Annotated in this window: 21 protein-coding genes and 1 riboswitch; of the genes, 15 read left to right on the top strand and 6 right to left on the bottom strand. The window is 65.7% G+C overall.

Going from position 1 to position 25,839, the window contains the following annotated elements; all coding sequences use genetic code 11:
• Positions 1–7 precede the first annotated feature (7 nt).
• The 3 genes from MRS60_RS28270 to MRS60_RS28280 are packed head-to-tail and all read left to right on the top strand — an operon-like array spanning position 8 to position 5,102.
• Positions 8–1,540 carry an efflux RND transporter periplasmic adaptor subunit gene (locus MRS60_RS28270; protein ID WP_131949090.1) on the top strand — a complete coding sequence of 511 codons (1,533 nt, stop codon included), beginning with the start codon at positions 8–10 and terminating at the stop codon, positions 1,538–1,540.
• Positions 1,537–4,743 (top strand): efflux RND transporter permease subunit, encoded by a 3,207-nt coding sequence (locus MRS60_RS28275; RefSeq protein WP_243566031.1) that lies wholly within the window; start codon positions 1,537–1,539, stop codon positions 4,741–4,743. The genes MRS60_RS28270 and MRS60_RS28275 overlap by 4 nt, the downstream gene beginning before the upstream one ends.
• Positions 4,734–5,102 (top strand): copper-binding protein, encoded by a 369-nt coding sequence (locus MRS60_RS28280; RefSeq protein WP_243566835.1) that lies wholly within the window; start codon positions 4,734–4,736, stop codon positions 5,100–5,102. The genes MRS60_RS28275 and MRS60_RS28280 overlap by 10 nt, the downstream gene beginning before the upstream one ends.
• 121 nt (positions 5,103–5,223) lie before the next feature.
• On the opposite strand, the gene MRS60_RS28285 is transcribed toward MRS60_RS28280, so the two are convergent.
• The gene (locus tag MRS60_RS28285; protein WP_034181923.1) at positions 5,224–6,234 is read right to left on the bottom strand and encodes a sodium:calcium antiporter; all 1,011 of its coding nucleotides are present in this window, start codon (positions 6,232–6,234) and stop codon (positions 5,224–5,226) included.
• 73 nt (positions 6,235–6,307) lie between these two features.
• Positions 6,308–6,484, bottom strand: a riboswitch (yybP-ykoY riboswitch).
• A gap of 363 nt (positions 6,485–6,847) precedes the next feature.
• Between MRS60_RS28285 and MRS60_RS28290 the strand changes: the two genes are divergently transcribed.
• The 4 genes from MRS60_RS28290 to MRS60_RS28305 all read left to right on the top strand — a co-directional run bounded on the left by MRS60_RS28290 (position 6,848) and on the right by MRS60_RS28305 (position 14,177).
• Positions 6,848–8,563: a methyl-accepting chemotaxis protein gene (locus MRS60_RS28290; RefSeq protein WP_243566032.1), complete on the top strand. Its 1,716-nt coding sequence runs from the start codon at positions 6,848–6,850 to the stop codon at positions 8,561–8,563.
• A 216-nt stretch (positions 8,564–8,779) separates the two neighbouring features.
• Positions 8,780–10,093: an EAL and HDOD domain-containing protein gene (locus tag MRS60_RS28295; protein WP_243566033.1), complete on the top strand. Its 1,314-nt coding sequence runs from the start codon at positions 8,780–8,782 to the stop codon at positions 10,091–10,093.
• A gap of 389 nt (positions 10,094–10,482) precedes the next feature.
• Positions 10,483–12,996, top strand: a complete 2,514-nt coding sequence (locus MRS60_RS28300) for an EAL domain-containing protein (RefSeq protein WP_243566034.1) — start codon at positions 10,483–10,485, stop codon at positions 12,994–12,996.
• A gap of 233 nt (positions 12,997–13,229) precedes the next feature.
• Entirely contained in the window at positions 13,230–14,177 is a 948-nt protein-coding gene (locus tag MRS60_RS28305) for a GlxA family transcriptional regulator (protein ID WP_243566035.1), read from the top strand.
• A gap of 54 nt (positions 14,178–14,231) precedes the next feature.
• Here the strand turns inward: MRS60_RS28305 and MRS60_RS28310 are convergent, their stop codons facing one another.
• The 3 genes from MRS60_RS28310 to MRS60_RS28320 all read right to left on the bottom strand — a co-directional run bounded on the left by MRS60_RS28310 (position 14,232) and on the right by MRS60_RS28320 (position 16,591).
• Positions 14,232–14,714: a YybH family protein gene (locus tag MRS60_RS28310; protein ID WP_034181928.1), complete on the bottom strand. Its 483-nt coding sequence runs from the start codon at positions 14,712–14,714 to the stop codon at positions 14,232–14,234.
• Between the two features lie 126 nt (positions 14,715–14,840).
• On the bottom strand, positions 14,841–15,695 hold the full coding sequence (locus tag MRS60_RS28315) for a DJ-1/PfpI family protein (RefSeq protein ID WP_217588727.1): 855 nt from the start codon (positions 15,693–15,695) through the stop codon (positions 14,841–14,843).
• Positions 15,696–15,844: 149 nt separating this feature from the next.
• Positions 15,845–16,591, bottom strand: a complete 747-nt coding sequence (locus tag MRS60_RS28320; RefSeq protein ID WP_105392745.1) for an SDR family oxidoreductase — start codon at positions 16,589–16,591, stop codon at positions 15,845–15,847.
• A gap of 348 nt (positions 16,592–16,939) precedes the next feature.
• On the opposite strand from MRS60_RS28320, the gene MRS60_RS28325 reads away from it, so the two are divergent.
• Positions 16,940–18,148: an MFS transporter gene (locus tag MRS60_RS28325; RefSeq protein WP_243566037.1), complete on the top strand. Its 1,209-nt coding sequence runs from the start codon at positions 16,940–16,942 to the stop codon at positions 18,146–18,148.
• A 26-nt stretch (positions 18,149–18,174) separates the two neighbouring features.
• Here the strand turns inward: MRS60_RS28325 and MRS60_RS28330 are convergent, their stop codons facing one another.
• On the bottom strand, positions 18,175–19,593 hold the full coding sequence (locus tag MRS60_RS28330; RefSeq protein WP_243566038.1) for a heavy metal sensor histidine kinase: 1,419 nt from the start codon (positions 19,591–19,593) through the stop codon (positions 18,175–18,177).
• Positions 19,590–20,261 carry a heavy metal response regulator transcription factor gene (locus tag MRS60_RS28335; protein WP_034181932.1) on the bottom strand — a complete coding sequence of 224 codons (672 nt, stop codon included), beginning with the start codon at positions 20,259–20,261 and terminating at the stop codon, positions 19,590–19,592. The genes MRS60_RS28330 and MRS60_RS28335 overlap by 4 nt, the downstream gene beginning before the upstream one ends.
• A 267-nt stretch (positions 20,262–20,528) precedes the next feature.
• On the opposite strand from MRS60_RS28335, the gene MRS60_RS28340 reads away from it, so the two are divergent.
• From MRS60_RS28340 to MRS60_RS28370, 7 genes are all read left to right on the top strand, one after another.
• Positions 20,529–20,885: a hypothetical protein gene (locus tag MRS60_RS28340; protein WP_034181933.1), complete on the top strand. Its 357-nt coding sequence runs from the start codon at positions 20,529–20,531 to the stop codon at positions 20,883–20,885.
• Between the two features lie 88 nt (positions 20,886–20,973).
• Positions 20,974–21,270 (top strand): hypothetical protein, encoded by a 297-nt coding sequence (locus MRS60_RS28345; protein ID WP_243566039.1) that lies wholly within the window; start codon positions 20,974–20,976, stop codon positions 21,268–21,270.
• On the top strand, positions 21,267–22,751 hold the full coding sequence (locus tag MRS60_RS28350; protein ID WP_243566040.1) for a TolC family protein: 1,485 nt from the start codon (positions 21,267–21,269) through the stop codon (positions 22,749–22,751). The genes MRS60_RS28345 and MRS60_RS28350 overlap by 4 nt, the downstream gene beginning before the upstream one ends.
• Position 22,752: 1 nt before the next feature.
• Positions 22,753–24,048, top strand: a complete 1,296-nt coding sequence (locus MRS60_RS28355) for a multicopper oxidase family protein (protein WP_072438338.1) — start codon at positions 22,753–22,755, stop codon at positions 24,046–24,048.
• 74 nt (positions 24,049–24,122) lie between these two features.
• Positions 24,123–24,470, top strand: a complete 348-nt coding sequence (locus tag MRS60_RS28360) for a copper-binding protein (RefSeq protein ID WP_131949125.1) — start codon at positions 24,123–24,125, stop codon at positions 24,468–24,470.
• Positions 24,471–24,484: 14 nt separating this feature from the next.
• Complete coding sequence (gene copC, locus MRS60_RS28365) at positions 24,485–24,865, top strand: copper homeostasis periplasmic binding protein CopC (RefSeq protein ID WP_034182202.1); 381 nt, start codon at positions 24,485–24,487, stop codon at positions 24,863–24,865.
• Positions 24,862–25,803: a CopD family protein gene (locus MRS60_RS28370; RefSeq protein WP_243566041.1), complete on the top strand. Its 942-nt coding sequence runs from the start codon at positions 24,862–24,864 to the stop codon at positions 25,801–25,803. Before copC ends, MRS60_RS28370 begins: the two co-directional genes overlap by 4 nt.
• Positions 25,804–25,839 lie beyond the last annotated feature (36 nt).

Below are 25,839 nucleotides of genomic sequence, written 5' to 3' on the forward strand. Positions count from 1 at the left end.
GAACCTCATGACGAAGCAATCACTGGCGCGCGCGGCGCTGTTGACGTTCGCCGCCGCGGCGCTGCTCGGCGCCGGCTATTTCGCTGGCGTCCGCCATGCGGCGGGCGGCGCGGGGATGGACGCAGCGGCTGCAGCATCCCCTGCCGCACCTGCAGGCGCGACCGATCCGAAGACGGGACGCAAGGTGCTGTACTGGCACGACCCGATGGTGCCGAACCAGCACTTCGACAAACCGGGCAAATCGCCGTTCATGGACATGCAGTTGCAACCTGTCTATGCGGACGAAGGTGGCGGTTCGTCAGGCATCCGGATCGATCCGGGCCTGCAGCAGAACCTCGGTATCCGCTACGCGACCGTACGCCGGCAGCAGACGGCAGCGGGATTCGATGCGGTGGGCACCACGCAGTTCGACGAATCGCGCGCGGACGTCGTTCAGTCGCGCGTCACCGGCTATATCGACCGTCTGTATGCGCGCGCGCCGATGCAGCGCATCGCGAAGGGCGCGCCGGTCGCGTCACTGTTCGTGCCGGACTGGCTCGCGCCGCAGGAGGAATATCTCGCGCTCAAGCGCGGCGGGATGGACGGCAGCCTGCTCGATGCGTCACGTGCACGGATGCGGGCGCTGTCGATTCCCGACGGCATGATCGCGAATCTCGATCGCACCGGCCGTGCGCAGACGCACGTCGTGCTGAGCGCGCCGGAAACCGGCGTCGTCAGCGAGCTGAACGTACGCGACGGCGCGATGGTCGCGCCCGGGCAGACGCTTGCGAAGATCGCCGGGCTGTCGACGCTGTGGCTCATCGTCGAGGTACCCGAAGCGCTCGCGCTGAACGTGCAGCCGGGGATGTCGGTCGACGCGACGTTCGCGGGCGATCCGGCGCGGCACTTCACCGGGCGCATCCGCGAAGTGCTGCCCGGCATCAGCACGGGCAGCCGCACGCTGCAGGCGCGCGTGGAGATCGACAACGCAGCGCTGAAGCTCACGCCCGGCATGCTGATGCGCGTGCGCGTCGAAGCGAAACAGACGGTGTCGCGCCTGCTCGTGCCGTCCGAAACGGTGATCGCGACCGGCAAGCGCACGATCGTCATCGTGAAGAACGGCGACGGCCGGCTTCAGCCGGTGTCGGTGACGGTCGGCAACGACGTCGGCGGCGACACGGAAGTGCTCGACGGGTTGAACGAAGGCGATACGGTCGTCGCATCGGGGCAGTTCCTGATCGATTCCGAGGCCAGCCTGAAAAGCGTGCTGCCGAAGCTGGAGCGGGCCGCGGGAGCAAGCACGCCGGCATCGTCCGCAGCAGCGGCGGCACCGATCTACGAAACCACCGGCAAGGTCGAGAAGGTCACGGCCGACGACATCACGTTCTCGCATCAGCCCGTTCCGGCGCTCGGCTGGGGCGCGATGACGATGGCGTTCGGCAAGCCGTCGGCGAAGGCGTTCCCGGATGTGAAGCCGGGCCAGACGGTGCGCTTCGCGTTTACGCAGACTGACGACGGCTACCGGCTGACGAAGGTCGAGCCGCAGGGAGGCGAACGATGATCGCGCGCATCATTCGCTGGTCCGTCCACAATCGCTTCCTGGTGCTCCTCGCTACGGTGCTGATCGCCGCATGGGGCGTTCATTCGCTGCGGCAGACGCCGCTCGATGCGTTGCCCGACCTGTCGGACACGCAGGTGATCGTGAAGGCGTCGTATCCGGGCAAGGCGCCGCAGGTCGTCGAGGATCAGGTCACCTATCCGCTGACGACGACGCTGCTCGGCGTGCCCGGCGCGAAAACCGTCCGCGCGTACTCGTCGTTCGGCGATGCGTTCGTCTATGTGCTGTTCGACGATCGCACCGATCCGTACTGGGCGCGTTCGCGCGTGCTCGAATACCTGAGCCAGGTGCAGAGCCGGCTGCCGGCAGGCGCGACGGTGTCGCTCGGGCCGGATGCAACCGGCGTCGGCTGGGTGTACGAGTACGCGCTGGTCGACCGCACCGGCCATCACGATCTCGGGCAACTGCGCGCGCTCAACGACTGGTTCCTGAAGTTCGAGCTGAAGGCCGTGCCGGACGTATCCGAAGTCGCGAGCATCGGCGGCATGGTGCGCCAGTACCAGGTCGTTCTCGATCCCGACAAGCTGCGCGCGTACGGGATCACGCAGGCGGCGGTTGCGGACGCGCTTCGCCAGGCCAATCAGGAGTCCGGCGGATCGGTCGTCGAGCTGGCCGAGTCGGAGTACATGGTGCGTTCGTCCGGCTACCTGCGCACGCTCGACGATTTCCGGCACGTCGTGCTGCGCACCGACGACGCGGGCACGCCGGTGTTGCTCGGCGACGTCGCGCGGATCCAGGTCGGCCCGGCGATGCGGCGCGGGATCGCGGAGCTGAACGGGCAGGGCGAGGTGACGGGCGGCGTGATCGTGATGCGCTCGGGCAAGAACGCGCTGACGACGATCGACGCGGTGAAGGCGAAGCTCGCCGACCTGAAGCGCTCGCTGCCGCCCGGCGTCGAAATCGTCACGACCTACGATCGTTCGCAACTGATCGAGCGCGCGGTGGATAACCTGACGGACAAGCTGATCGAGGAATTCGTGATCGTCGGCATCGTCTGCGCGGTGTTCCTGTTCCATCTTCGCAGCGCGTTCGTCGCGATCCTGTCGCTGCCGCTCGGTGTGCTGGCCGCGTTCATCGTGATGCGCTACCAGGGCGTGAACGCGAACCTGATGTCGCTCGGCGGGATCGCGATCGCGATCGGCGCGATGATCGACGCGGCGATCGTGATGATCGAGAACGCGCACAAGCATCTGGAAGCATACGACCACGCGCATCCCGGCGAGCCGATCACGGCCGCGCGCCGCTGGGAACTCGTCGCGGCGTCGGCCGCGGAAGTCGGGCCGGCGCTGTTCTTCTCGCTGCTGATCATCACGCTGTCGTTCATTCCGGTGTTTTCGCTGGAAGGGCAGGAGGGCAAGCTGTTCGCGCCGCTGGCGTTCACGAAGACCTACACGATCGCCGCCGCCGCAGGGTTGTCGGTCACGCTGGTGCCGGTGCTGATGGGCTATCTCGTGCGCGGCCGCATTCCGCACGAGCACGCGAATCCGATCAACCGCGTGCTGATCCGCGTGTACCGGCCGCTGCTCGAAGCGACGCTGCGGCGCCCGTGGTTCGCGATCGGCGTCGCGGTTGCCGCGCTCGTGCTGACGGCCGTGCCGTTGTCGCGGCTCGGCGGCGAATTCATGCCGCCGCTCGACGAAGGCGACCTGCTGTACATGCCGACCGCGCTGCCGGGCATCTCGGCCGACAAGGCGAGCGAGCTGCTGCAGCAGACCGACCGGCTGATCAAGACCGTGCCCGAGGTCGATACCGTGTTCGGCAAATCTGGCCGCGCCGATACCGCGACCGATCCTGCGCCGCTCGAGATGTTCGAGACGACGATCCGCTTCAAGCCGCGCAGCGCATGGCGGCCCGGCATGACGCCGGAGAAGCTCGTCGACGAACTCGATCGCACGGTGAAGGTGCCGGGCCTGTCGAACGTGTGGGTGCCGCCGATCCGCAACCGGCTCGACATGCTGTCCACCGGCATCAAGACGCCGGTCGGCGTGAAGATATCCGGGCCGGACCTGAAGGGGATCGACGCGATCGCGACGCAGGTCGAGGCGGCCGTGAAGCACGTGCCGGGCGTCACGTCCGCACTCGCGGAACGGCTGAACGGCGGCCGCTACATCGACGTCGACATCGACCGGCTCGCCGCCGCGCGCTACGGGCTGTCGGTCGCCGATATCCAGTCGGTCGTGTCGTCGGCGGTCGGCGGCGACGATATCGGCGAAGTGATCGCGGGGCGCGAGCGCTTTCCGATCAACATCCGTTATCCGCGCGAGATTCGCGATTCGCTCGAGAACCTGCGGCAACTGCCGATCGTCACGGCGCGCGGCGCGCAGATCCGCCTCGGCGACGTCGCGCGCATCGCGATCGCCGACGGCCCGCCGATGATCCGAAGCGAGAACGCGCGGCTGTCCGGCTACGTGTATGTCGACCTTCGCGGTACGGATCTGAGCACGGCGGTTCGCGCGATGCAGTGGGCGGTCGCGCAACAGGTCGCGTTGCCGCCCGGCTATTCGATCGCGTGGTCCGGGCAGTTCGAGTATCTCGAACGCGCGGCGGCGACGCTGCGCACCGTCGTGCCGGTGACGCTCGTCGTGATCTTCGTGCTGCTGTTTCTCACGTTCGGCTCGGCGGCCGACGCGCTGCTGCTGATGTCGACGGTGCCGTTCGCGCTGGTCGGCGGCTTCTGGCTCGTGTGGGGGCTCGGCCATGCAGTGTCCGTTGCGACGTCGGTGGGTTTCATCGCGCTCGCGGGCGTGGCCGCCGAATTCGGCGTCGTGATGCTGCTGTACCTGAAGGGCGCACTGACGCGCCGGCTCGACGCCGGCGAACCGCTGACCGAAGCGCTGCTGCTCGACGCGATTCGCGAAGGCGCGGTGCTGCGCGTGCGGCCGAAGGCGATGACGGTCGCCGTCGTACTCGCCGGCCTCGTGCCGATCATGGTCGGGCACGGCGCCGGCTCCGAAGTCATGCAGCGCATCGCCGCGCCGATGGTCGGCGGCATGGTCACCGCGCCGCTGCTGTCGATGTTCGTCATTCCCGCCGCGTGGCTTCTGCTTCAGCGCCGTCGTGTGCGAAGCGCGAGCGATGCGCGGCATTCCGATGCAGTTCCTCACGGCATGAACGTGCCATCCACCCAAACCGGAGAATCACGATGAAGAAATTGATTGCTACCACCGCTGCCGTTCTCGCGATCGGCGCTCTTGCAACGCCGGCCTTTGCCGCCGGCGACATGTCGGGCATGGAGATGTCCGGCATGAAGATGTCGTCCGACGGTTCGGCCGCATCGCACGCCGCGCTGACCGATGCGGAAGTGAAGAAGGTCGATGGCGCGACCGGCAAGGTCACGCTGAAGCACGGCGCGCTCGACAACGTCGGGATGCCGCCGATGACGATGGCGTTCAAGGCGAAGGATGCGGCCATGCTCGAGCAGGTGCATGTGGGCGACAAGGTCAAGGTCCGGATCGAGAACGTCAACGGCACGATGACGATCGTCAAGCTCGTCAAGGCATCCTGATCGTCTAGACGCGGGTGTCGTTTTCGCCCGCGTCAATGCAGTGAACCGCATCGCGCGGACGCGGCGGACGTTGCCGCGTCCGCGCGCGTGCGCGTGTCGGGCAATGCGCCCGATCCCGACTTCAGCGCGCCAGCGTCAGGAACAGATACACCACATAACCCGCGCCGTTCGCCAGCAACGCCCAGATCGCGAGCCCGCGCTTGCGCGCATTGACGCGCAGCCAGGCCGCCGCCGCGAGCGTGACGATCACGCCGGTCAGCACTTCGGGGCGCGGCTCCCACGGCGTCAGCATGATGCCGATCGCCGGCAGCAGCGTGCCCTGGAACACCATCGCGCCGGTGATGTTGCCGAACGCGAGCGTGTCCTTCTTGCGGCGGATCCACAGCACGCTGTTGACCTTCTCCGGCAATTCCGTGGCAATCGGCACGATGATCAGCGACAGCAGCAGCGCCGATATGCCGAGCACGTGCGACACGCCTTCCACGCCGTGAATGAAGCCCTTCGCACCGCCGACCAGCAGCGCGACGCCGAGCAGCAACTGCAGCGCGATGGTCGCCAGGTTGGTCGGCAGGCCCGTGCGCGCCAGGAACATCGTATGCGGCGCCTCGGTGCCGTGCCCGGCATCGACGAGCTGGCTCGACGCGCGGAACGTCATCACGACGTACATCGCGTAGATGCCGACCAGCATCGCGGAAAGCAGCGCGCGCACGGCCCAGTTGTGATGCGGGACGAACATCGCCACGGTCGCCAGCGAGAACGCGGCCAGGAAGTAGTTCATGTCGCGCACGAAGCCCGTGCGCTCGGGCGCGATCGTGCCGCGCAGCCCGCGCGAGCGGATCACGGCGAGCGTCATCAGGAAGGTGGTCAGCGTCGCGAGCATCAGCGGCGCGCCGAGAATCGCGCCGACGCCGATTTCCTCGTTCACGGCCTGGTTCGCCGTGCCGCCGGCCAGCGCGAGCAGCGGCACCATCGTTTCGGGCAGCGCGGTGCCGACGGCCGCGAACAGCGAACCGGTCACGCCTTCGGAAATCTTCAGACGTTCGCCGAGATGTTCGAGCGCATTGGTGAAGACTTCGGCGGCCACGAGGATCACGAGCAGCATGAACGCCAGTTCGACGAACATGAAAGTCATGCGGCACCTCCGCAGGCTGGTGCGTAGAGGTCGATGGGGCGCGGGGGAACGGCTGGGAGGAACATGGGGACTCCGTGGTCGGACGCTGACGAACCATGGCACAACCGCCGACGTCCGACCAGGAACGACGCGATGTGCCCATGGTCTCGCCAGACCGAATCGGCCGAACGCGCCACGGCCGAAAGCCGAGTGTGTTGACGCGTTCGCTTTCCGCGGGGCGGAAAGCAGGCTACTCCCCAAAGACGAAGGGCAGTCTAGCGGAGCGGATTTCTTTCGACAAGCCTTCGCCTCGAAAAGTGTTTCTTCGCGGATTTCCGTGGATGCCGCTGTCCGACCATGAGCCGCCCTTCATGCCAACTATCGTGTATGACCGTTACCTGATCGTAAGCGGCCGTTGACACGTCTCTTGGTCCTTGGCGCCCGCGCCTGCTCCTATCACATATCGGCAGCCATCATTTTGGCAATTTCCGTAAGGGACTGCTCCAGAATCGACTGCTAATCGCGATCGATCTCGGGCCGTTATCTGCTGCAAGTATTCCGTCGAAGCTCACTCTGCAGAGTGAGCTTCGTATCTTCTCCTCCCCGCTGGTCAATCTGCAAGGTCGGTAAGCACATGAAGCTGTCATTTGCGCAGAAACTCTGGTTGCCACTCATCCTGAGCCTGCTGTGTCTCGCCGGCATATCGGTCTACAACGCTTACCAGACTCGAGAAATGCGGCTGGAGGAGCGCAAGGCGGACCTGAAACATGCAGCGGAGATCGCGCTGAGTGCGGTCAAGACCCTTGGCGATCAGGCTGCCGCCGGTGCCATGCCGGTAGCGGACGCCCAGAAGCGGGCCTTGGACAGCGTCCGGAACATGCGGTACGGCGAAGACGGTTATTTCGTGATCCTCAATTCGCAGCCGATGGCGCTGATGAACCCTGCAAGACCGGAACTGGAAGGCAAGGACGTCGGCGATTTCAAGGATCCGAACGGCGTCTACTTCTTCAGGGACACGGTCGCCGTCATCAAGCATGCCGGTCGGGGTTTTACCGCATATTCCTTTCCGAAACTGGGGAGAACCGAAGCCTCTCCGAAAGTCGTCTACAACGTGACATATCAGCCGTGGGACTGGATTCTCATGACGGGGCTTTATGTCGACGACCTCGATGCTGCATTCCGCTCGACGCTGTACCAGAGCCTCGGGATTCTGGTGGTACTGGCCGGCGCGCTGTCGGTTGTCGTGTTGCTGCTCAACCGCGGCATCTTGCGCTCGCTGGGCGGTGAGCCGTCCTATGCCGCCGAGATTGCAAACCGGATCGCCGGCAACGATCTGACCGCCGTGGTGAAGACCGCACCGGAGGACCGCTCGAGCCTGCTTTTTTCGATGAAGCGCATGCAGGAGCAGCTCACGCAGACGATCGGTACGATCAAGGTTTCGGCCGACTCGATCGCTACCGCCACGCACCAGATTGCGGCGGGCAACCAGGACCTGTCGCAGCGCACCGAAGAGCAGGCCGCCTCGCTCGAGGAAACGGCGGCCAGCATGGAGCAATTGACCTCTACCGTCACCCAGAATGCCGACAATGCCAGCCAGGCCAGCCAACTCGCCGCGCAGGCTGCCCAGGTGGCGGAGCAGGGCGGCGCCGTCGTGTCACGCGTGGTGGAAACCATGGATGGCATCAACGCCAGCTCGGACAAGATCGCCAACATTGTCGGTATCATCGAGAGCATCGCGTTCCAGACCAATATCCTCGCGCTGAATGCGGCTGTCGAAGCGGCGCGGGCGGGCGAGCAGGGACGGGGTTTCGCGGTGGTCGCGTCGGAAGTACGTTCGCTGGCACAGCGCTCTTCGGCGGCGTCCAAGGAAATCAAGGAGCTGATCCACGATTCCGTGGAGCGCGTGCAGGCAGGCGCCGGCCATGTACGGGAAGCGGGTGCGAAGATGCGGGAGATTACGTACGAGATCAGGCGCGTGACGGACATCATGGGGGAAATCACCGCCGCATCGCAGGAACAGAGCAAGGGTATCGGCCAGGTCAACCAGGCCGTCACGCAGATGGACGAAGTCACGCAGCAGAACGCGGCGCTGGTCGAACAGGCGGCGGCCGCCGCCAGCTCGCTCGAGTCGCAGGCGGACGATCTGAAAGCGTCCGTTTCGATGTTCAGACTGAACGCCTCACGCGACGCCGAAGCCAGCCGCCCTGTCACGCAAAAGCAAACGCAAACGCACACGACTGCGGCTCCGACGCGCGCCCGGACCCCGGCCAGGTCAGCCCCGGATCGGCCCGCACCGCAGCCCGTTCTGGCGGCGCAAACCGCCGCGGCGGGAGAATGGGACAGCTTTTAGGCGGCCATCCGCGTCACGAGTGACCAACAGGCGGAGCAAACCGCGCGGGTCGACGCCGGCACGGAGGGTTATCATGCGTCTACGTGAGCGTTGAAGAAGCCGGAGACGACGCCAGTCATCAGCGCAACGAACTCCCCGGATGCGACGGATACCCGCTTGGCATCCGCGAGACCTCAACTCTAAGGGGATCGTTCAAGATTGAATACAAGAGCACCGATGCCCGGCCCCGCCGACGATCAACCGACGTCGGACAGCAAAGCCGCCACACCGGAATACGTCTACCTCGGGCGGCAGCCGATTCTGGACCGCAGCGGAGTATTGAACGCATTCGAACTGCTGTTCCGCTCCGGGACAGCCAATCTTGCCCGAATCACGGATGACGCTGCTGCCACTGCGCAGGTCATCGAGAGACTCATCGGCGATATTGGCCTCGACGCTGCACTGGGCGATCGCACCGGCTATGTGAACGTCGACCGGACGGTGCTGATGTCCGACATCGTCCGGTTGTTGCCGCGTGAACGCGTCGTACTCGAAATCCTCGAAACCGTGACGTTCGACGAGGCGCTCTGCAGACGCTGTAACGAACTGCGGCGCGCGGGCTACCGGCTCGCGCTGGATGACGTTTCTCGGGTTTCCCCGCGCCTGCTCGAGTTTCTGCCTTACGTCGATATCGTCAAGATCGATTTTCTCGAATGCCCGCGCGAACACCTTGGCGAACTGATCGACGCCGTCAGGCAGCACGGCAAGGTGTCGATCGCCGAGAAAGTCGAAACACCGGAGGACCATGCTGCGGCCATGCGCGCCGGCTTCGACCTGTTTCAGGGCTACTACTTTGCGAAGCCGCAGGTGCTGACATCGCGGCGCATCAAGCCATCGCGCGACGCGCTGCTGCGCCTGCTCGTGCTTCTGGGCGGCGAACCGGAGATTGTCGAACTCGAAGCCGAACTCGAGCGGATTCCGAACCTCGTCATTCAACTTCTGATGCTGCTCAATTCGAGCGCGGTCGGGCTTAGCCAGGCAGTTTCATCGCTGCGTGAGGCGATCATGCTGGTCGGCACGCGGCAAATCACGCGCTGGGCACAGTTGCTCCTGTTTGCAGATGAACGTCTGGACGCGCTGCGCTCCGATCCGCTGGCGCAGCTGTGTGGCACGCGTGCGCGATTCATGGAACTTGCCGCCAGCCGGCTGCGGCCCGATGACGATCGGATTGCCGAGACCGCGTTCATTGCGGGCGTGTTCTCGCTGGTTCATGTGCTGTTCGGCAACACGATCGAGGACGTCGTGACTACGCTGCCGATCCACGCCGATATCCGGCGGGCACTGCTCGAACGGCGTGGCGAGCTGGGTCTGCTATTGAACGCCAGTGAGGCAGCCGAATCGGGGGAGTTCAACGCAATCCGCGCAGCGTGCAATGAATTGACGATCTTCACCCCCAACGACCTGACCATGCTCTGGCTTGCCGCCGCCGCGTGGTACGACGATCAGGTGCGTGGGCTACCCGCACACCGCCCGCAGCGAGCCTCGCAATAAGGGAGCGACGGCCGCGCCGTCGACCTCACCCTGCCCGCAGCCGCTCGACTTGCCGCCGCGCAACCCGGATGTCGTCGTGGCACTCAACTCTTGCCCGAATCTGCCGTTAACTCAGGGCGGCTGCCCCTGAGAGGGCGGTGAGGGCGGTGAGGGCGGTGCTCCGGCATGTGGATCCGCCGGACAAGGGGGCGTCGACCGTGGTCACGGGGCCAAAGTGCCGCGCTCGTCGCCACGACGCCTCGAGCGATGGGTCAATTCCCCGTTTGCGAGTTCGATGAGTACGCAACCATTCGAGGCAAGTGAGATCGCATCTTGCCTGCCGCCGCGGGCGAGCCCGAAGGTTGCCGGATCGACGTGCGCCGGCGAGGATTTTTCGTCTTGGTTAGAGAATGTATCCGAACAGCTACGATGTTCCGATTGCGCGCCTCGTCGCGCGTCAGATTCTGTCCTGCGCGCCCGCCACGCCGGTGCGGGAAGTCGCGCGACGCATGTTCGCCGAACGTTGCAGCTCGATCGTCGTGATGCAGGATGAACAGGTCGTCGGGATCTGGACCGAGCATGATGCACTGTCGGCCGGCGACAGTTCGCGCGAACTCGATCGGCCGGTCAGCGAGGTGATGAGCCATCCGGTGCTGACGCTCGAGGCCGATACGCCGCTGGGTGAAGCCGCGATGAAGTTCAAGCAGTCGGGCGTGCGGCACTTCGTGGTGGTCCGGGATGGCGCCGCGATCGGCGTGCTGACGCAGACCGACGTCGTCGTGAACCAGGGGCCGGAATTTTTCCTGCACCTGAAGCCGATCGAATCGATCTGCGTCCATCCGCCCGTTGTGGTGCCCGAGCAGGCCGCACTGCACGAAGTCATCGCGCGGATGCGCGCGCAACGGCTCGATGCGATCCTCGTCGGCTACGACGACGGCGAGCACGGCATCCTGACCGAACGGGACATCGTCCGGCTCCTGGCGGACGGCGGGGCCCACGGCGCGGTCGGGGCCCACGCGAGCAAGCCGCTGCAGATGCTGACCGCCAAGCAGAGCCTGTATGCGGCGCAGCGCTTCATGACCGAGCACAATATGCGGCATGTCGGCATCCAGGACGACGATGGCAGGCTGACCGGGCTGCTCTGTTTCGCGGACGTGCTGCAGAGCATCGAGCACGAATACGCGAACGAGCTGCGCAGCGCCCTGCGCGAGCGCGACGAAGCGCTGGGCCTCGCGCGCTTCAACCTGCGCATGGCGGATCGGGTGTTCGAATCGGCACTCGAAGGCATCATGGTGACCGACCGGCACGCGAAGATCGAGCGCGTCAACCAGGCCTTCACGCGCCTGACCGGATACACCGAGGACGAAGTGATCGGGCGCAACCCGGGCCTGCTGAGTTCCGGGCGCCAGACGCCCGATTTCTACAAGCAGCTGTGGCATTCGCTGACGACCGATGGCCACTGGCAAGGCGAAATCTGGAATCGCCGCAAGACCGGCGAGCTGTTTCTCGAATACCTGACGATCACCAGCATTCGCGACAGCGAAGGCGAGATCTCTCACTACGCGGCGATCTTTTCCGACATCACGCAGCGGCGCCAGGCGGAGGAGCGGCTGGGCTATCTCGCCACGCACGACGTGCTCACCAATCTCGCGAACCGGATGCTGTTCGAGGAGCGGCTCGCGCACGCGATCGTCCACGCGAAGCGGCTCGGTCGCAAGGTCGCGGTGATGTACCTCGATCTCGACCGCTTCAAGCTGGTCAACGATACGCTCGGCCACAACGCCGGCGACGAGGTGCTGAAGATGGTCGCGGAGCGCATCGTCGCGAAAGTGCGCGCGAACGACACGGTGGCGCGCATGGGCGGCGACGAATTCGCGCTCGTGCTCGAGGAGGTCGACGATGTCCGCGACGTCGGGCGAGTTGCGCGCAAGCTGCTGGACGAAGTGGGGCGGGCGATCGATATCGGTGGTCGCGAGATCTTCGTGACGCCGAGCATCGGCATCAGCATCTATCCGGACGACGGCACCGAGGCGGAGGACCTGATCCTGCTCGCGGACCAGGCGATGTACGGCGCGAAGAGCCGCGGCAGGAACGTGTTCCAGTTCTTCGAGAGCAAGATGACGTCGTCGGCGATCGAGCAGCTGGAGACGCTCGGCGAGTTGCACCGCGCGCTCGAGCAGAATGAATTCCGCCTGTTCTACCAGCCGCAATACGATCTGGCCAGCGGCCGGATCGTCGGCGTGGAGGCGCTGCTGCGCTGGTTGCATCCACGCAGGGGCCTGGTGCCGCCGGGCGACTTCATCGGGCTGGCGGAGCGGTCCGCGCTGATCGTCCCGATCGGCAGGTGGGTGCTGCACGAAGCCTGCCGGCAGGCGCGCCGCTGGCTCGACGAGGGCTTCGAGTTCGGGCGTGTGTCGGTGAACGTGTCGGCACGGCAGTGCTTTACCGATCATTTCCTCAGCGACCTGACGACCATTCTCAGCGAAACCGCATTGCCGGCCGAATGCCTGCAGCTCGAGTTGCTCGAAAGCATGGCGATGAACACCCGCGAGGAAATGGGCATCCTGCTGCGCGAACTGGCGACGCGAGGGATCAGCCTGGCGATCGACGATTTCGGTACGGGCTATTCGTCGCTGGTGTATCTGAAGGACCTGCCCGTCGATACGCTGAAGATCGATCAGTCGTTCCTCGCGGACTGCGGTTCGGGCAGCACGGACGACGCGATCGTGCGCGCGATCGTTGCGATGGGGCGTGCGCTGGGGCTCGATGTCGTGATGGAGGGCGTCGAGACGGCAAAGCAGCTGGCCTTCCTGCAGGAGATCGGTTGCCACCAGGGGCAGGGCTTCCTGTTCGCGCGGCCGCAGCCCGCCGATCAGCTGGTCGGCATCTCGTCGCGCCGCGGCGCTGAATTGCTGGCAGAGTGAGCCGGTCGCGGGGCGCGCCGCGTTCACGCGCCGGCGGGTCGACGACTGACGCATGCGGCGCGGACCGGCTGCCGCGCGGCACGTAACCGGTCGAAGTCGTTCCCGTTCCAATGACACTTCAGCGGGTGGATGAGGGGCAAATGACGATTTGCCGTCATTTCGGCCTGCATGACACGATTTGAGGGATTTCCGTAAAATACGCCTTCTCAGGGTATTCGGCTAACGACTCCGTCATGCATCGAATCGGGTTCTTTGTTTGCAGTGGCCACGACGCGCTCGATCTTGGCGGGCCACTGTCGGCTTTTAATCAGGTGGCCGGAGCCGCTGGCCATACTCCGTACGATCTTCATGTCATCTCGCAGTCCGGAGGCCCGGTACGTGGCAATACCGGCCTTTCGATCGAGACCAAGCCGATCGGAAGGCGCATGTTCGACACCGTCGTTTTCGTGGGCGGTGATATCGGCCCGATGCAGACACCGGAGAACATCGCCGCTGCAAAAAAATTGTGCGCCAGGGCGTCGCGGGTGGCGAGCGTGTGTACGGGTGCGTTTCTGCTTGCGGAAACCGGCTTGCTGGACGGCTTGAGAGCAACCACGCACTGGCGATACGCTGCGCTGTTGCAGTCCCGCTTCCCTCGCGCCCGGGTCGAGGGCGACAGCATCTATATCGTGGACGGCCGCATCTGGACGTCGGCGGGCATTGCCTCCGGAATTGACCTGGCGCTCGGCTTGATCGAAAGAGACATGGGTGCGGAAGTCGCGCGCGCCGTTTCCAGGCTTCTGGTCGTTCCGTACCGTCGACCGGGCGGGCAGTCCCAATTCTCCGCGATGTCGCAAATGGAGCCTGAATCGGATCGTATCCGCATCGCGCTGAACTTCGCGAGAGAGCATCTCGCTGAACCGCTACCAGTGGAACGACTCGCCGACGCGGCAAGATTGAGCCCGAGGCAGTTCGGACGAGCGTTTCGTCGGGAAACCGGGGAAACACCTGCCAGGGCGGTCGAGCGTTTGCGCGTCGAAGCTGCGAGGCTGCGCCTGCAGGACGGTAGTGAACCCATCGAACAAATTGCGCTGGCCGTGGGATTCACTGATCCGGAACGCATGCGGAGGGCCTTCATCAAACTGTATGGCCACCCTCCGCAGGCGATCCGCCGCGAGAGCAGATTGAACAGTGCGCGCTGATCGAGCGCCGGGCTAATGGCGCTCGCGGTACGTGACTACTGGATCGCGGGGCGCTCAATGGCCATCGGATTTCCGGGCAGCGTAATCATTCCAGATGTCGCGATGCAATTTCCACGCGCCGCCCTCCTTCAGAAAGAGGAGGATCTGCTTGCCGCGGTATTTGAGGTTTCCAGCAGGGTCACGGATTTCCGCATCCGAAACCTCCGTCACGGTCCGGTCGTTACCGTAGAACTCGTAATTGCTGAACGATACGGTGTCGGGTTTTGCCCCGGCATACCCGTTGGCGAAGTGCGCGGCAATCGCGCTGCCCCCCGTCACCCTGTCGCCGCCGGGCGGCAGGAGTGCGCCGTCTTTCGTATATAGACGGCCTATCGCGTCATAGTCCCCTCGCGCAAAGGCATCCGCCCATCGCGCGTTCTCGGCTTTGATGGCCGCTTCGGTTTGAGGCTGCGGGCCGCCGGCAATGGCTGGCGCCGCAAACGCGAAAAATGAAAAGCAGGCTGCAACGGCTGCAGTAAAACGACGAATCTGTTGCATTTCAGGATTTCCGGTCAGGGTTTGAATCGAAGGGGCTGCGCCAGCTTGCGCAGGTGAGGCAAGCGAGGTCGGCCGCGGCTTCATCGAAACGCGTGCGAGTCCTCGCAGACATTGGCCGCGGGCATCTCAGCGAACGCCAGGGATGCGTGCGAGCCCCCTGGATGCACCAGGCAGTTCCTTGTCGACCATCGCGACGAGTTCCGGCCGTGCGTCTCTGGGATGACCGGAATGGAACGGCGGAGCGGGATCGTATTCGATCACGAGTTGCGTGAATTCGGCGGCCTGCCGACCGCGCAGCTTCTCTGCGACGCGAAGGGCGAAATCGATGCCCGCCGTCACGCCGCCGCCGCTCATGAAGCGGCCGTTGTCGTCTTCCACGAACCGATCCGGCACGGGGATCGCGCCATATTCGGACAGCTTGTTGACGAAGGCCCAATGGCAGGCGCTTCGCTTGCCCTTGAGAATGCCCGTCGCAGCGAGCACCAGCGATCCGTTGCAAACCGACGTGACATGTTTGGCGCTTTCCGCCAAACGCCGGATCTGCGCTTGATACTCGGGCCGCATCGGCGCCGTCAAATCGGACCCGCCGGGCACCAGAATCAGGTCGGTCTTTTCGATATCGGCCAGTCGTTCGGTCTTGCCATACACGACCCCGAATTCGAGAGTCACGTTGCCCCCATTGAGGCTCGCATAGCGAACGTTCGTATTCGGTAAGCGGTGGAAAATTTCGCTGGGGCCGGCGAAGTCGAGAAGTGTCCCGCCGTCGTAATTGACAATCAAAATGTCGAGCGGGGCATCCGGAGCGCGTTCTCCTTTGCTGGCTGCCTGCGCAAGAGCAGGCGTGGTGCGGCCAAGCAGGGCTCCGCCACCCAGCACGGCGCCCAGCGTGGCGATGCTGCCGAGCTTGAGCATATCGCGGCGCGAGCGACCTGCTCCTGTGAGTGCCTTTCCGTAGGCATTGTTATCGTTGCTGTCGGTCAAGATCATTTCTCCTTGCGCTTCGGCCCCTCCGTGCGCAACCGGGTTGGGCCGGATTGAAAACCACCACGACAGGCATGCGGGTGGACGTGTGATCAAGGTGTGGATGAGCCGGAAGAACGTGCAGGGCTCTTGAATCGGAACGCGCGGGCTTAAAGCTGCGAGGCACCGCCATCGACAATCAGCTCGCTGCCGACGACGTACGAGGATTCGTCGCTGGCGAGATAGAGCGCCGCGTAGGCAATGTCCTCTGCCTTGCCGAGATGGCCTACCGGGATGGTCTTCGCGAACTCGCTCTTGAAGTTGCGGACATCCTCGTCCGACATCCCCCACTTGCCGAGCAGGGGCGTGTCCATGCCGCCCGGCGCGATCGCGTTGAACCGAATCTTGCGATCGAGAAACTCGTAGGACCAGCTACGGGCCAGCGATCTCACGGCGGCCTTCGCCGCCGCCGTCAACGAGATGCCATGCTTGCCGGTCTGGGCGACGAACGATGTGTTGAGGATGACTGACGAGCCATCTCGCAAGTCCGGCAGCACCGCTTGAAGCGTGAACACCACGCCCTTGACGTTGATGTCCATGATCTCGTTGTAGAGGTGGTCGTCGATGTCGTTGACCGCGGACGGGAAAGCCCAACCAGCGTTGGCGAACACGACATCCAGCCCGCCGAACTTCGCTTTTACCTCTGCGGCAATCGCTCGCATGTCCTCGATCGAACGGACATCGCCCTTGAGAACCAACGCATTCTCGCCAAGCTCGGCCTTCACGCGCTCGAACACTGCATCGTCGCGACCGGTAACCGCAACTCGGGCGCCTTCTGCAATGAAAAGCCTGGCGGTCGCGAGACCGATGCCGCTGGTACCGCCCGTAATCAAAGCTGACTTGTTCTTAAGCCTCATCTTCCGTTCCTTTCTTTGCTCGAGATTGGTCAAACCGGACGCACAAGCCGCAATCGCGTTTGTGCTCGTGTTCCGGCTTGATTCCTGCGCAAATTATGGAACCGGAAGTGAATGGCTCAAAGGTCGTATAACCCTCAAAATACGCCACTCAATTCAACCTGATGACGAACCCGCTTTTGGGGGCTACTGGCGGCCGCGCGCAACAATGGCGGGCCGGGCGGCTGATCCGAAAACCAAGCGAAGCCTCTGACTTTCTATTAACGTCGACGCGTCCGTGTGGTGTGTGTCACCGGCCCGCAGTAGTATCGGTGGCATCCCGTGTCAGGATTCCCGAATCGAGAGCGACCCATGCAGACCGAAGCGTCGACCCGCATTCTTCGTCAGATTCCGCGCAGCGTCTGGGTGCTGGGCTGCGTCAGCCTGTTGATGGACGTATCGTCGGAAATCATCCACAGCCTGTTGCCGATGTTCCTGATGGCGGGGCTCGGCGCGAGCGCGACCGCGATCGGCGTCATCGAGGGGATCGCCGAGGCGACGGCGCCGGTCGTCAAGGTGTTCTCCGGCACGTTGAGCGACTATCTGCGCAATCGCAAGTGGCTGGCGGTTGCCGGATACGGGCTCGGCGCGCTCAGCAAGCCGCTGTTCGCCATCGCGCCGACGATCGGCGTCGTGGTGACGGCGCGGATCGTCGACCGGATCGGCAAGGGAATCCGCGGCGCGCCGCGCGATGCGCTCGTGGCCGACGTCACGCCGGTCCACCTGCGCGGCGCCGCGTACGGGCTGCGGCAGGCGCTTGACACGGTGGGTGCGTTTCTCGGGCCGCTGCTGGCCGTCGCCATCATGCTGATGTGGCGCGACGACTTCCGCCTCGCGTTCTGGCTGGCCGTGATTCCGGGCATGCTGGCCGTGGCGCTGCTCGCGTTCGGTATCGACGAGCCGGCGCGCGCGCCGGGCGACAAGCGCGTCAACCCGATCCGCCGCGACGTCGTGAAGCAACTCGGCGCGCGTTACTGGTGGGTCGTCGTGGTCGGTGCCGTGTTCGCGCTGGCCCGCTTCAGCGAGGCTTTCCTGGTGCTGCGCGCGATGGGCAGCGGCGTACCCGTCGCGCTCGTTCCGCTCGTGATGGTGGCGATGAACGTCGTGTACGCGTTGTCGGCCTATCCGTTCGGCAAGCTCGCCGACACGACGAGCCACACGAAGCTGATGGTGGCCGGACTCGTCATGCTGATCGCAGCCGACCTCGTGCTCGCGCACGGCACGCACTGGGGAACCGTACTCGTCGGCGTGGCGCTGTGGGGGCTCCATATGGGGATGACGCAAGGGTTGCTCGCCACGATGGTCGCGCAAGCCGCGCCGTCCGAATTGAGAGGCACGGCGTTCGGCGTTTTCAACCTGCTCAGCGGCGTCGTGACGCTCGTATCGAGTGTCGTCGCCGGCATCCTGTGGGACAGGGCGGGCGCCGCGGCGACGTTCTACGCGGGGGCGGTGTTCAGCGCGGCGACCATTGCGTTGCTCGTCCGCTTGCGCGGATCGTTCGGCACCGAGCACGCCCGGTGATCGCGAGCCGGCAGCGAACTGCCTGACTAACTATCGGTGCCGCGCGGAAAGTAAAGCGCGAACGTCGTGCGTCCGTCGCGGCTCACGACCTCGACCTTGCCGCGATGCAGCTCCATGATCGACTTGACGATCGCGAGCCCGAGCCCCGCGTTCCGCGCCGCACCATGCCGCGACGAATCGATGCGGTAGAAGCGCTCGAAGATCCGGTCGACCTGTTCGGGCGGAATCGTGACACCGCGATTCGTGACCTCGACGACCGCGTAACCGGCCTGCACGGAAACGGCCAGCTCGATCGTCGACTCGGCTTCCGCATGTTCGAGCGCGTTCGATGCAAGGTTGCTGACGGCGCGCCGGAACAGCGTTGCGTCCGCAACGACCGGCGCATCGCCGCGGACGTCGATGCGCACGCCGGCCTCGTCGGCCAGTGCCTGGAAATACGACGCGAGCCGGCGCAATTCGCTGCCCGCGTCGAGCTCGGCGGTTTTCAGGTGCTGCCGCGCATTGTCGGTGCGCGCGAGAAACAGCATGTTCTCGATCATCCGCTGCAGCCGTTCGCATTCCTCGATATTCGAATCGATCAGCGCTTCGTATTCTTCGGTCGTGCGTGCGCGCGACAGCGTGATCTGCGACGAGCTGATCACGTTGGCGAGCGGCGTGCGCATGTCGTGCGCGAGATCGGACGAGAACTGCGACAGCCGCACGAACGCGCGTTCGAGGCGGTCGAGCATCCGGTTGACCGAGGTCGCGAGCTCGCGCAGCTCGACCGGGCCGCCGCGCGCGTCGAGGCGCGCGTTCAGGTTGTGCGCCTCGATGAGCGACGTCTGCCGGCCGAGGCTCTCGACCGGGCGCAGGCCGCGCGACGCGACCGCATAGCCGAGCGCGCCGACCAGTAGCGCGCCGACGGCCGCCGCGAGCCAGATGTCGACGCGATAGCTTTCGAGCAGCGACTGGCGATCCGTCGCCGTGCGTGCGAGCGCGACCTGGATTGCCTCGCCGGACGGCAGCGTGGCGCGCGCATAGACGCAGCGTGATGTGCCGATGCCGGGCGGCGAGCAGGTGAACGGGTCGCCGGTTTTACCGGTTCCGCCGGACGCATGCGGCGCGGCGATCACCGTGGCGAGCGTGTTGCCGGCTTCGTCGGTGTGCTCGACGAGCGGGCGGTTCTGCCCGTCGTAGATGCCGAGATAGACGCCCGGATGCGACAGCAGAACTTCATGGAACACGGCCGGATCGGCGCGCAGCGCGGCTGTCGATCCGCTCGCGTGCGCGAGCTGCAGGAACTGGTTGAGCTTGCCGGAGATCTCGATGTCGTCGCGCCGCGTCAGTTCGGCGGACAACGAACGATAGAGGTACGCGCCGGTCAGCGCGAACACGAGCGCGGCGACGACGGCGAACGCGAGCGTCAGGCGCCGCAGCAGCGAATACGAAGCCGGGCTGGCGGTCACGAACGATCCTCGAGCACGTAACCCATGCCGCGGATCGTGTGGATCAGCTTCTTGTCGTACGCGTTGTCGATCTTCGCGCGCAGCCGCTTGATCGCCGCATCGACGACGTTCGTGTCGCTGTCGAAATTCATGTCCCAGATCTGCGACGTGATGAAGGTGCGCGTCAGCACCTCGCCCTCGCGTTCCGCGAGCAGTTGCAGCAACGCGAATTCCTGTGCGGTCAGGTCGATGCGGTTGTCGGCGCGCCGCACGCGGCGCTTGATCAGGTCGACTTCGAGATCGGCCACATACAGGATGTCGCGCACGTTGCGCGGTGCGCGCCGCAGCAGCGAGCGGATGCGTGCGAGGAACTCGGCATACGCGAACGGCTTGAGCAGGTAGTCGTCGGCGCCCAGTTCGAGGCCGGTGACCTTGTCCTCGATCGCCTCGCGGGCCGTGAGCAGCAGCACGGGCGTCTGCTTCTGCGCGCGCAGCCGCCGGAGCACCTCGAAGCCGTCCATCTCCGGCAGCATCACGTCGAGCACGACGAGATCGAAATCCTCGTGCAGCGCGAGGAACAGCCCGTCCTTGCCGTTCTCCGCGATGTCGACCGTGTAGCTCGCCTCCATCAGCCCCTTCCGGAGGTACGACGCCATCTTGGGTTCGTCTTCGACTATCAGTATCCGCATGGTGAGGCAGGCTGTCCGTGGTTCCAGCCGGTCAGTGTAACGCCTGAGCTTACGGCGCCGTGCGTGCGCGAAAGATGACCGCCGGATGACGGAATTTTCATGAAGTGCTGACTCGCCACTCCGCCCGCGTTTCATGAAAATCCCGTCATGTTTCGACCATGTCGTCGTCACGGCGGCGGCGATAAGCTGCAGCCGTGTTGTCCCCGGAGCGCGCCGTCGCGGCGCTGCGCCGGCCGATCCGATCGTTGCCTGCCTGATTCCGTTTCCATGTCGTACTGGCGCAAATTCATCCTCGTCGTGCTGCTGGCGCTGAGCCTGCCGATGCAGTCGTTCGCGACCGTTTCGATGCAGTGCGCGGGCGCTGCGGTGCCGCATGCGGAAGAGGCGCCGCACACGATGTCGACCGCACCGGGCACGCGGGGGAACCATGGGGATCACGACAGCCACGCGGCGTCGTGTGCCGCCTGTGTGTCCTGCTGCTTCGGCACGGGCATGTCGGGTGTGCCGGCGGTGCCGGCTGCGGCGGACGCCAGCATCGCGATCGCGTCGTATCCGCTTTCGGCCGTCGTCGTGTCGTTCCTGACCGGCGGCATCGAGCGGCCGCCTCGGCGGATTCCCGTCTAGTCCCTGCACGCGGCCGACCGGCCGCGACCCGCAATCCACGCTGGCGGCCGTACGCGGTCCGCCGGACGACTTACGACGAGACTTGTTCATGCGATTGATCACTGCGGCGCTGTTGAGCGCGGCGGCCATCGTGCCGTCGCTCGCGCCTGCGCAAACCCCGTTTCCCGATCCGGCGGATGCCGCCGCGACGGTGCCGGACGTCGCCGTGACGTCCGCGTTCGACGGCTACCGGCCGTATCGGGACGACGAAGGCCCGGGCTGGAAGCAACTGAACCGGGACGTACTGGAGCGGCCCGCGAAGGGGCGCACGACCGCCGACGCGAAGCCCGGCAACCCGGCGGGCGACGGTGGCGCCCATTCGACGCACGGAGGGGCCGCGCGATGAAGCACCTCACGATATCGCCGAGGATCGGCGCGGCCGCGGTCGTGCTGGCGTTCCTCGCGGGCTGCACGACGTTTTCGAAGGACGGCGGCTTTGGCGCCGTGTCGTCCACCGCGTCGGAACGGATCGGGAAAGACGCCGTCGTCGTCCGCACCGACGCCGACCGCGAAGCCGTCGACAAGCGGACCACGGAATTGCTTGCGAAACCGCTGTCGATGGACGACGCGGTTCAGGTTGCGCTGCTGAACAACCGCGGCCTGCAGGCGTCGTACGCGGAGCTAGGGCTGTCGGAAGCCGACCTCGTGCAGGCAGGCCGGCTGCCGAACCCGCGCTTCTCGTTCAGCCGCACGCGCGCCGGCGACGGCGAGCTGACGCTCGGCCGCACGTTCTCGGCGAACGTGTTCGCGCTGCTGGCGATGCCGCTCGCAACGAACATCGAGCGTCGCCGCTTCGAGCAGACCAAGCTCGAAACGGCCGATTCGATGCTGAAGGTCGCGGCCGACGCGCGCCGCGCGTATGTCGAGGCCGTCGCCGCCGAGCAGGCCGCGAACTACGCGCAGCAAGTGCGCGATGCGGCGAGCGCGGCCGCCGAACTCGCACAGCGCATGCGGCAGGCCGGCAACTTCAGCCGGCTCGACTACGCGCGCGAACAGGCGTTCCATGCCGATGCGGTCGCACAGCACGCGAAGGCGCGCCAGCAGGCCGTGGCCGCGCGCGAAAAGCTCACGCGCGCGATGGGCTTGTGGGGCGAGCGCACGCAGTACGCGCTGCCCGACCGCTTGCCCGACCTGCCGAAAGCGCGCCCGGACCTGCCCGATCTCGAACGCTTCGCGATGAGCAACCGCCTCGACATCCAGGCGGCGAAGCTGCAGACGCAGGGCGTCGCGTCGTCGCTCGGGCTCAGCAAGGCCACGCGCTTCGTCAACGCGGTCGATCTCGGCTACGTGAACAACTACGAGACCGGCAAGGGGCACGAGCACGGTTACGAGATCAGCGTCGAGATTCCGCTGTTCGACTGGGGCGGCGCGAAGGTCGCGCGGGCCGAGGCCGTCTACATGCAGTCGGCGAACCGGCTCGCGAAGACGGCCATCGATGCGCGCTCCGAAGTGCGCGAGTCCTACGTGGCATACGTGACGAGCTATGACGTCGCGAAGCACTATCGAGACGAAGTCGTGCCGCTGCGCAAGACGATCTCGGACGAACTGCTGCTGCGCTACAACGGGATGCTCGCGAGCGTGTTCGAGCTGCTGACCGATGCGCGCGAACAGGTCGGCGCGGTGAACGGCTACATCGATTCGCTGAAGGACTACTGGCTCGCCGAAACCGATCTGCAGATGGCCGTCGGCGGCCGGCTGCCGACTACGGGCCCCGCACCGCGCGCGGCGGCTGCCGCCGAACCCGAACCCGGAACCGACGCTGCGCCGCAGCCGGCTTCCTCACCCGCGGCGCAACCGGCGCCCGCAACGCATCCTGAAGGTCATTGACATGGTGTCCCGTCGACAATTTCTCAGCGGCTCGGGCGCCGCGCTGCTGGGCGCCGCGATGGTCAGCAAGGCCGGCGCCGCGTCGCTGCCCGAAGCGCCCACGATGGCGAAAACCGCCACGCAGCCGCCGCTCGTGCCGCCGAACGGCCGCCCGTACACGCCCGTCGCGACGCTGAACGGCTGGACGCTGCCGTGGCGGATGAAGAACGGCTGGAAGGAATTCCACCTGACGGCCGAGCCCGTCGTGCGCGAGATGGCGCCCGGCATGAACGCGAACCTGTGGGGCTACAACGGCCAGTCGCCGGGCCCGACGATCGAGGCCGTCGAAGGCGACAAGGTCCGCATCTTCGTGACCAACCGGCTGCCCGAGCACACGACGATCCACTGGCACGGGCTGCGGCTGCCGAACGGGATGGACGGCGTCGGCGGCCTCACGCAGCCGCATATCCCGCCCGGCAAGACCTTCGTCTACGAGTTCCAGCTCGAATCGCACGGCACGTTCATGTATCACCCGCACGCCGACGAGATGGTGCAGATGGCGATGGGGATGATGGGCATGTTCATCGTGCACCCGAAGGATCGCGGCACGATGCCGGTCGATCGCGACTTCGTGTTCCTGCTCGCCGCGTACGACATCGATCCGGGCAGCTACACGCCGCGCGTGAACGAGATGACGGATTTCAACATGTGGACCTTCAACTCGCGCGTGTTCCCCGGCATCGATCCGCTGCCGGTGCGCGCGGGCGACCGCGTGCGGATTCGTTTCGGCAACCTGACGATGACGAACCATCCGATCCACCTGCACGGCTACAGCTTCGAAGTCGCGGGCACCGACGGCGGCTGGATTCCGCCGGCGGCGCGCTGGCCGGAAGTGACGGCCGATGTCGCGGTGGGCCAGATGCGCGCGATCGAGTTCACCGCCGATCGCCCGGGCGACTGGGCGTTCCATTGCCACAAATCGCATCACACGATGAATGCGATGGGCCACCAGGTGCCGAACCTGATCGGCGTGCCGCAGAAGGATCTCGCGAAAAAGATCGGCAAGCTCGTGCCGGACTACATGGCGATGGGCAGCACGGGCGGCGCGATGGGCAACATGGAGATGCCGCTGCCCGACAACACGCTGCCGATGATGACGGGCACGGGCCCGTTCGGGCCGCTGGAGATGGGCGGCATGTTCACGGTGCTCAAGGTGCGGCAGGGGCTCGGCCGCAACGACTATCGCGACCCGGGCTGGTTCCGGCATCCGAAGGGCACCGTCGCATACGAATACACCGGCGAATTGCCGGACGGCTGAGCAGCAGTAGCAGCACGCGGCGGCCGTGCCGATGCGGCCGCCGGTTTCGATTCACTCACTCGGGAGCAAGCACGATGAAGAAGGGACTGGTTTCGATTGCAATGGGTTGCGCGCTGGCATTTTCCGCCGCGTCGTATGCGGCCGGCGACATGGCCGGCATGGACATGAGCGGCGGCGCGATGCAGGGCGCCGACGCGAAGCACGGGATGTCGCACGGCGAGATCCGCAAGGTCGACACGGCCGCGGGCAGGCTGACGATCAAGCACGGCCCGCTGGACAACCTCGGGATGGACGCGATGACGATGGTGTTCAAGGTGAAGGACCCTGCGATGCTGTCGCAGGTGAAGGTGGGCGACAAGATCGACTTCGTCGCCGAGGACGTGGGCGGCGCGCTGACCGTCGTCGAACTGAAGAAGCCGTGACGCCGGGCATGAACATGAAGATCACGACTCTTACGCGGCTGGCCGCCTTCGCCGCGGCCGGCGCGATTCTCGCGGCCGCGCCGGTCGCGGCATCGGCGCACGGCAAGCTGGAAAGCGCAGCACCGGCGACAGGCAGTACCGTCGACACGGCGCCCGACACGTTGCGGCTTACGTTCAACGAAGACCTCGAACCGACGTTCAGTTCGGTGAAGGTGTCGGACGCGAACGGCAACGCCGTCACGCAGGAAAAGGCGAAGGTCGATGCGTCGAACCCGCGCGTGATGACCGTCGCGATGCCGAAGCTCGCGCCGGGCGCGTACACGGTGCAGTGGGCGGCGATGACGGCCGACGCGCATCGCACCAAGGGCACCTATACGTTCAAGGTGAAAGGGTGAACGAGGGCTTCGTCGGCCTGCTGCGGCTCGTATCGGTGGCGATCCAGAACGCCGGGTTCGCGGTGATCGTCGGCGCGCTGCTCGGCAGCCACTGGCTCGCGCGCGGTGTGTCGGCGTGGCAGCACGGCATCGGGCGGCGTCTCGTCGCGACGCTGCGCATTGCGTCGGTCGCGTCGCTGCTCGCGAGCATCACCGCGTTCTGGGCGCATTGCGCGCTGATGAGCGAAGTGTCGATGCTCGACGCCGGGCCGTCCGTCCGCGCGATGCTCGTGGGCACCGGCTTCGGCCATGCGTGGCTGGCCGGTGCCGTGTTCATGGTCGCCGTCGTGCTGCTGTCGTTCGTCAGGCATGCGAACGACACACGCTTTCCGTTCGCGATGTGGGCCGCGCTCGCATGCGTCGCGCTCGCGCGCAGCAACGGCGGCCATCCGGTCGACGCGGGGCTGTTCAGCGTGCCGGTGTGGGTCGACTGGCTGCATCTGCTGGCGATCAGCGCGTGGGTCGGGCTCGTGCTCGTGACGGCGTTCGGCGTGATGCCGCGACTCGTTGGCATGCCTGCGGGCGAACGCGCGACCGGCGCGTCGTTCGTGCAGTCGCTTTCCGATGCGTCGACCTATGCGTTGATCGTGCTGTTCGCGACTGGCGCGTACAACGGATGGCGCGGTGTCGATACGCCCGCCAACCTGCTCGCGTCGACGTACGGACAGATCCTGCTGCTGAAGCTCGCGCTCGTGCTGATTGCAGCGGCGCTCGGCGGACACAACCGGTTCTTCGGGATGCCGAAGCTGCTGGCCGCGCTGAAGGACCCGGCCGCCGCGATGCCGGCCGGCCCGTTGCGCCGGTTCGGCGCGGTGTTGCGGATCGAGGCGGTGGTGCTGGCCGGCGTGCTGATGGTGGCGGCCGTGCTCGTATCGAGTGCGTTGCCGGGGACGGTCTAGCGCGGCGGTGCGGTGCTGCAGGTCACGCAGGGGAAT

The organism is Burkholderia pyrrocinia (assembly GCF_022809715.1).
Classification (GTDB): Bacteria; Pseudomonadota; Gammaproteobacteria; order Burkholderiales; family Burkholderiaceae; genus Burkholderia; species Burkholderia pyrrocinia_C.

Coding starts and splice junctions, on each gene's coding strand:
- MRS60_RS28325 (WP_243566037.1), top strand. CDS start 16,940: ATGCAGACCGAAGCGTCGACCCGCATTCTTCGTCAGATTCCGCGCAGC.
- MRS60_RS28360 (WP_131949125.1), top strand. CDS start 24,123: ATGAAGAAGGGACTGGTTTCGATTGCAATGGGTTGCGCGCTGGCATTT.
- MRS60_RS28305 (WP_243566035.1), top strand. CDS start 13,230: ATGCATCGAATCGGGTTCTTTGTTTGCAGTGGCCACGACGCGCTCGAT.
- copC (WP_034182202.1), top strand. CDS start 24,485: ATGAAGATCACGACTCTTACGCGGCTGGCCGCCTTCGCCGCGGCCGGC.
- MRS60_RS28345 (WP_243566039.1), top strand. CDS start 20,974: ATGCGATTGATCACTGCGGCGCTGTTGAGCGCGGCGGCCATCGTGCCG.
- MRS60_RS28340 (WP_034181933.1), top strand. CDS start 20,529: ATGTCGTACTGGCGCAAATTCATCCTCGTCGTGCTGCTGGCGCTGAGC.
- MRS60_RS28295 (WP_243566033.1), top strand. CDS start 8,780: ATGCCCGGCCCCGCCGACGATCAACCGACGTCGGACAGCAAAGCCGCC.
- MRS60_RS28355 (WP_072438338.1), top strand. CDS start 22,753: ATGGTGTCCCGTCGACAATTTCTCAGCGGCTCGGGCGCCGCGCTGCTG.
- MRS60_RS28335 (WP_034181932.1), bottom strand. CDS start 20,261: ATGCGGATACTGATAGTCGAAGACGAACCCAAGATGGCGTCGTACCTC.
- MRS60_RS28320 (WP_105392745.1), bottom strand. CDS start 16,591: ATGAGGCTTAAGAACAAGTCAGCTTTGATTACGGGCGGTACCAGCGGC.
- MRS60_RS28350 (WP_243566040.1), top strand. CDS start 21,267: ATGAAGCACCTCACGATATCGCCGAGGATCGGCGCGGCCGCGGTCGTG.
- MRS60_RS28275 (WP_243566031.1), top strand. CDS start 1,537: ATGATCGCGCGCATCATTCGCTGGTCCGTCCACAATCGCTTCCTGGTG.
- MRS60_RS28270 (WP_131949090.1), top strand. CDS start 8: ATGACGAAGCAATCACTGGCGCGCGCGGCGCTGTTGACGTTCGCCGCC.
- MRS60_RS28290 (WP_243566032.1), top strand. CDS start 6,848: ATGAAGCTGTCATTTGCGCAGAAACTCTGGTTGCCACTCATCCTGAGC.
- MRS60_RS28300 (WP_243566034.1), top strand. CDS start 10,483: ATGTATCCGAACAGCTACGATGTTCCGATTGCGCGCCTCGTCGCGCGT.
- MRS60_RS28310 (WP_034181928.1), bottom strand. CDS start 14,714: ATGCAACAGATTCGTCGTTTTACTGCAGCCGTTGCAGCCTGCTTTTCA.
- MRS60_RS28285 (WP_034181923.1), bottom strand. CDS start 6,234: ATGACTTTCATGTTCGTCGAACTGGCGTTCATGCTGCTCGTGATCCTC.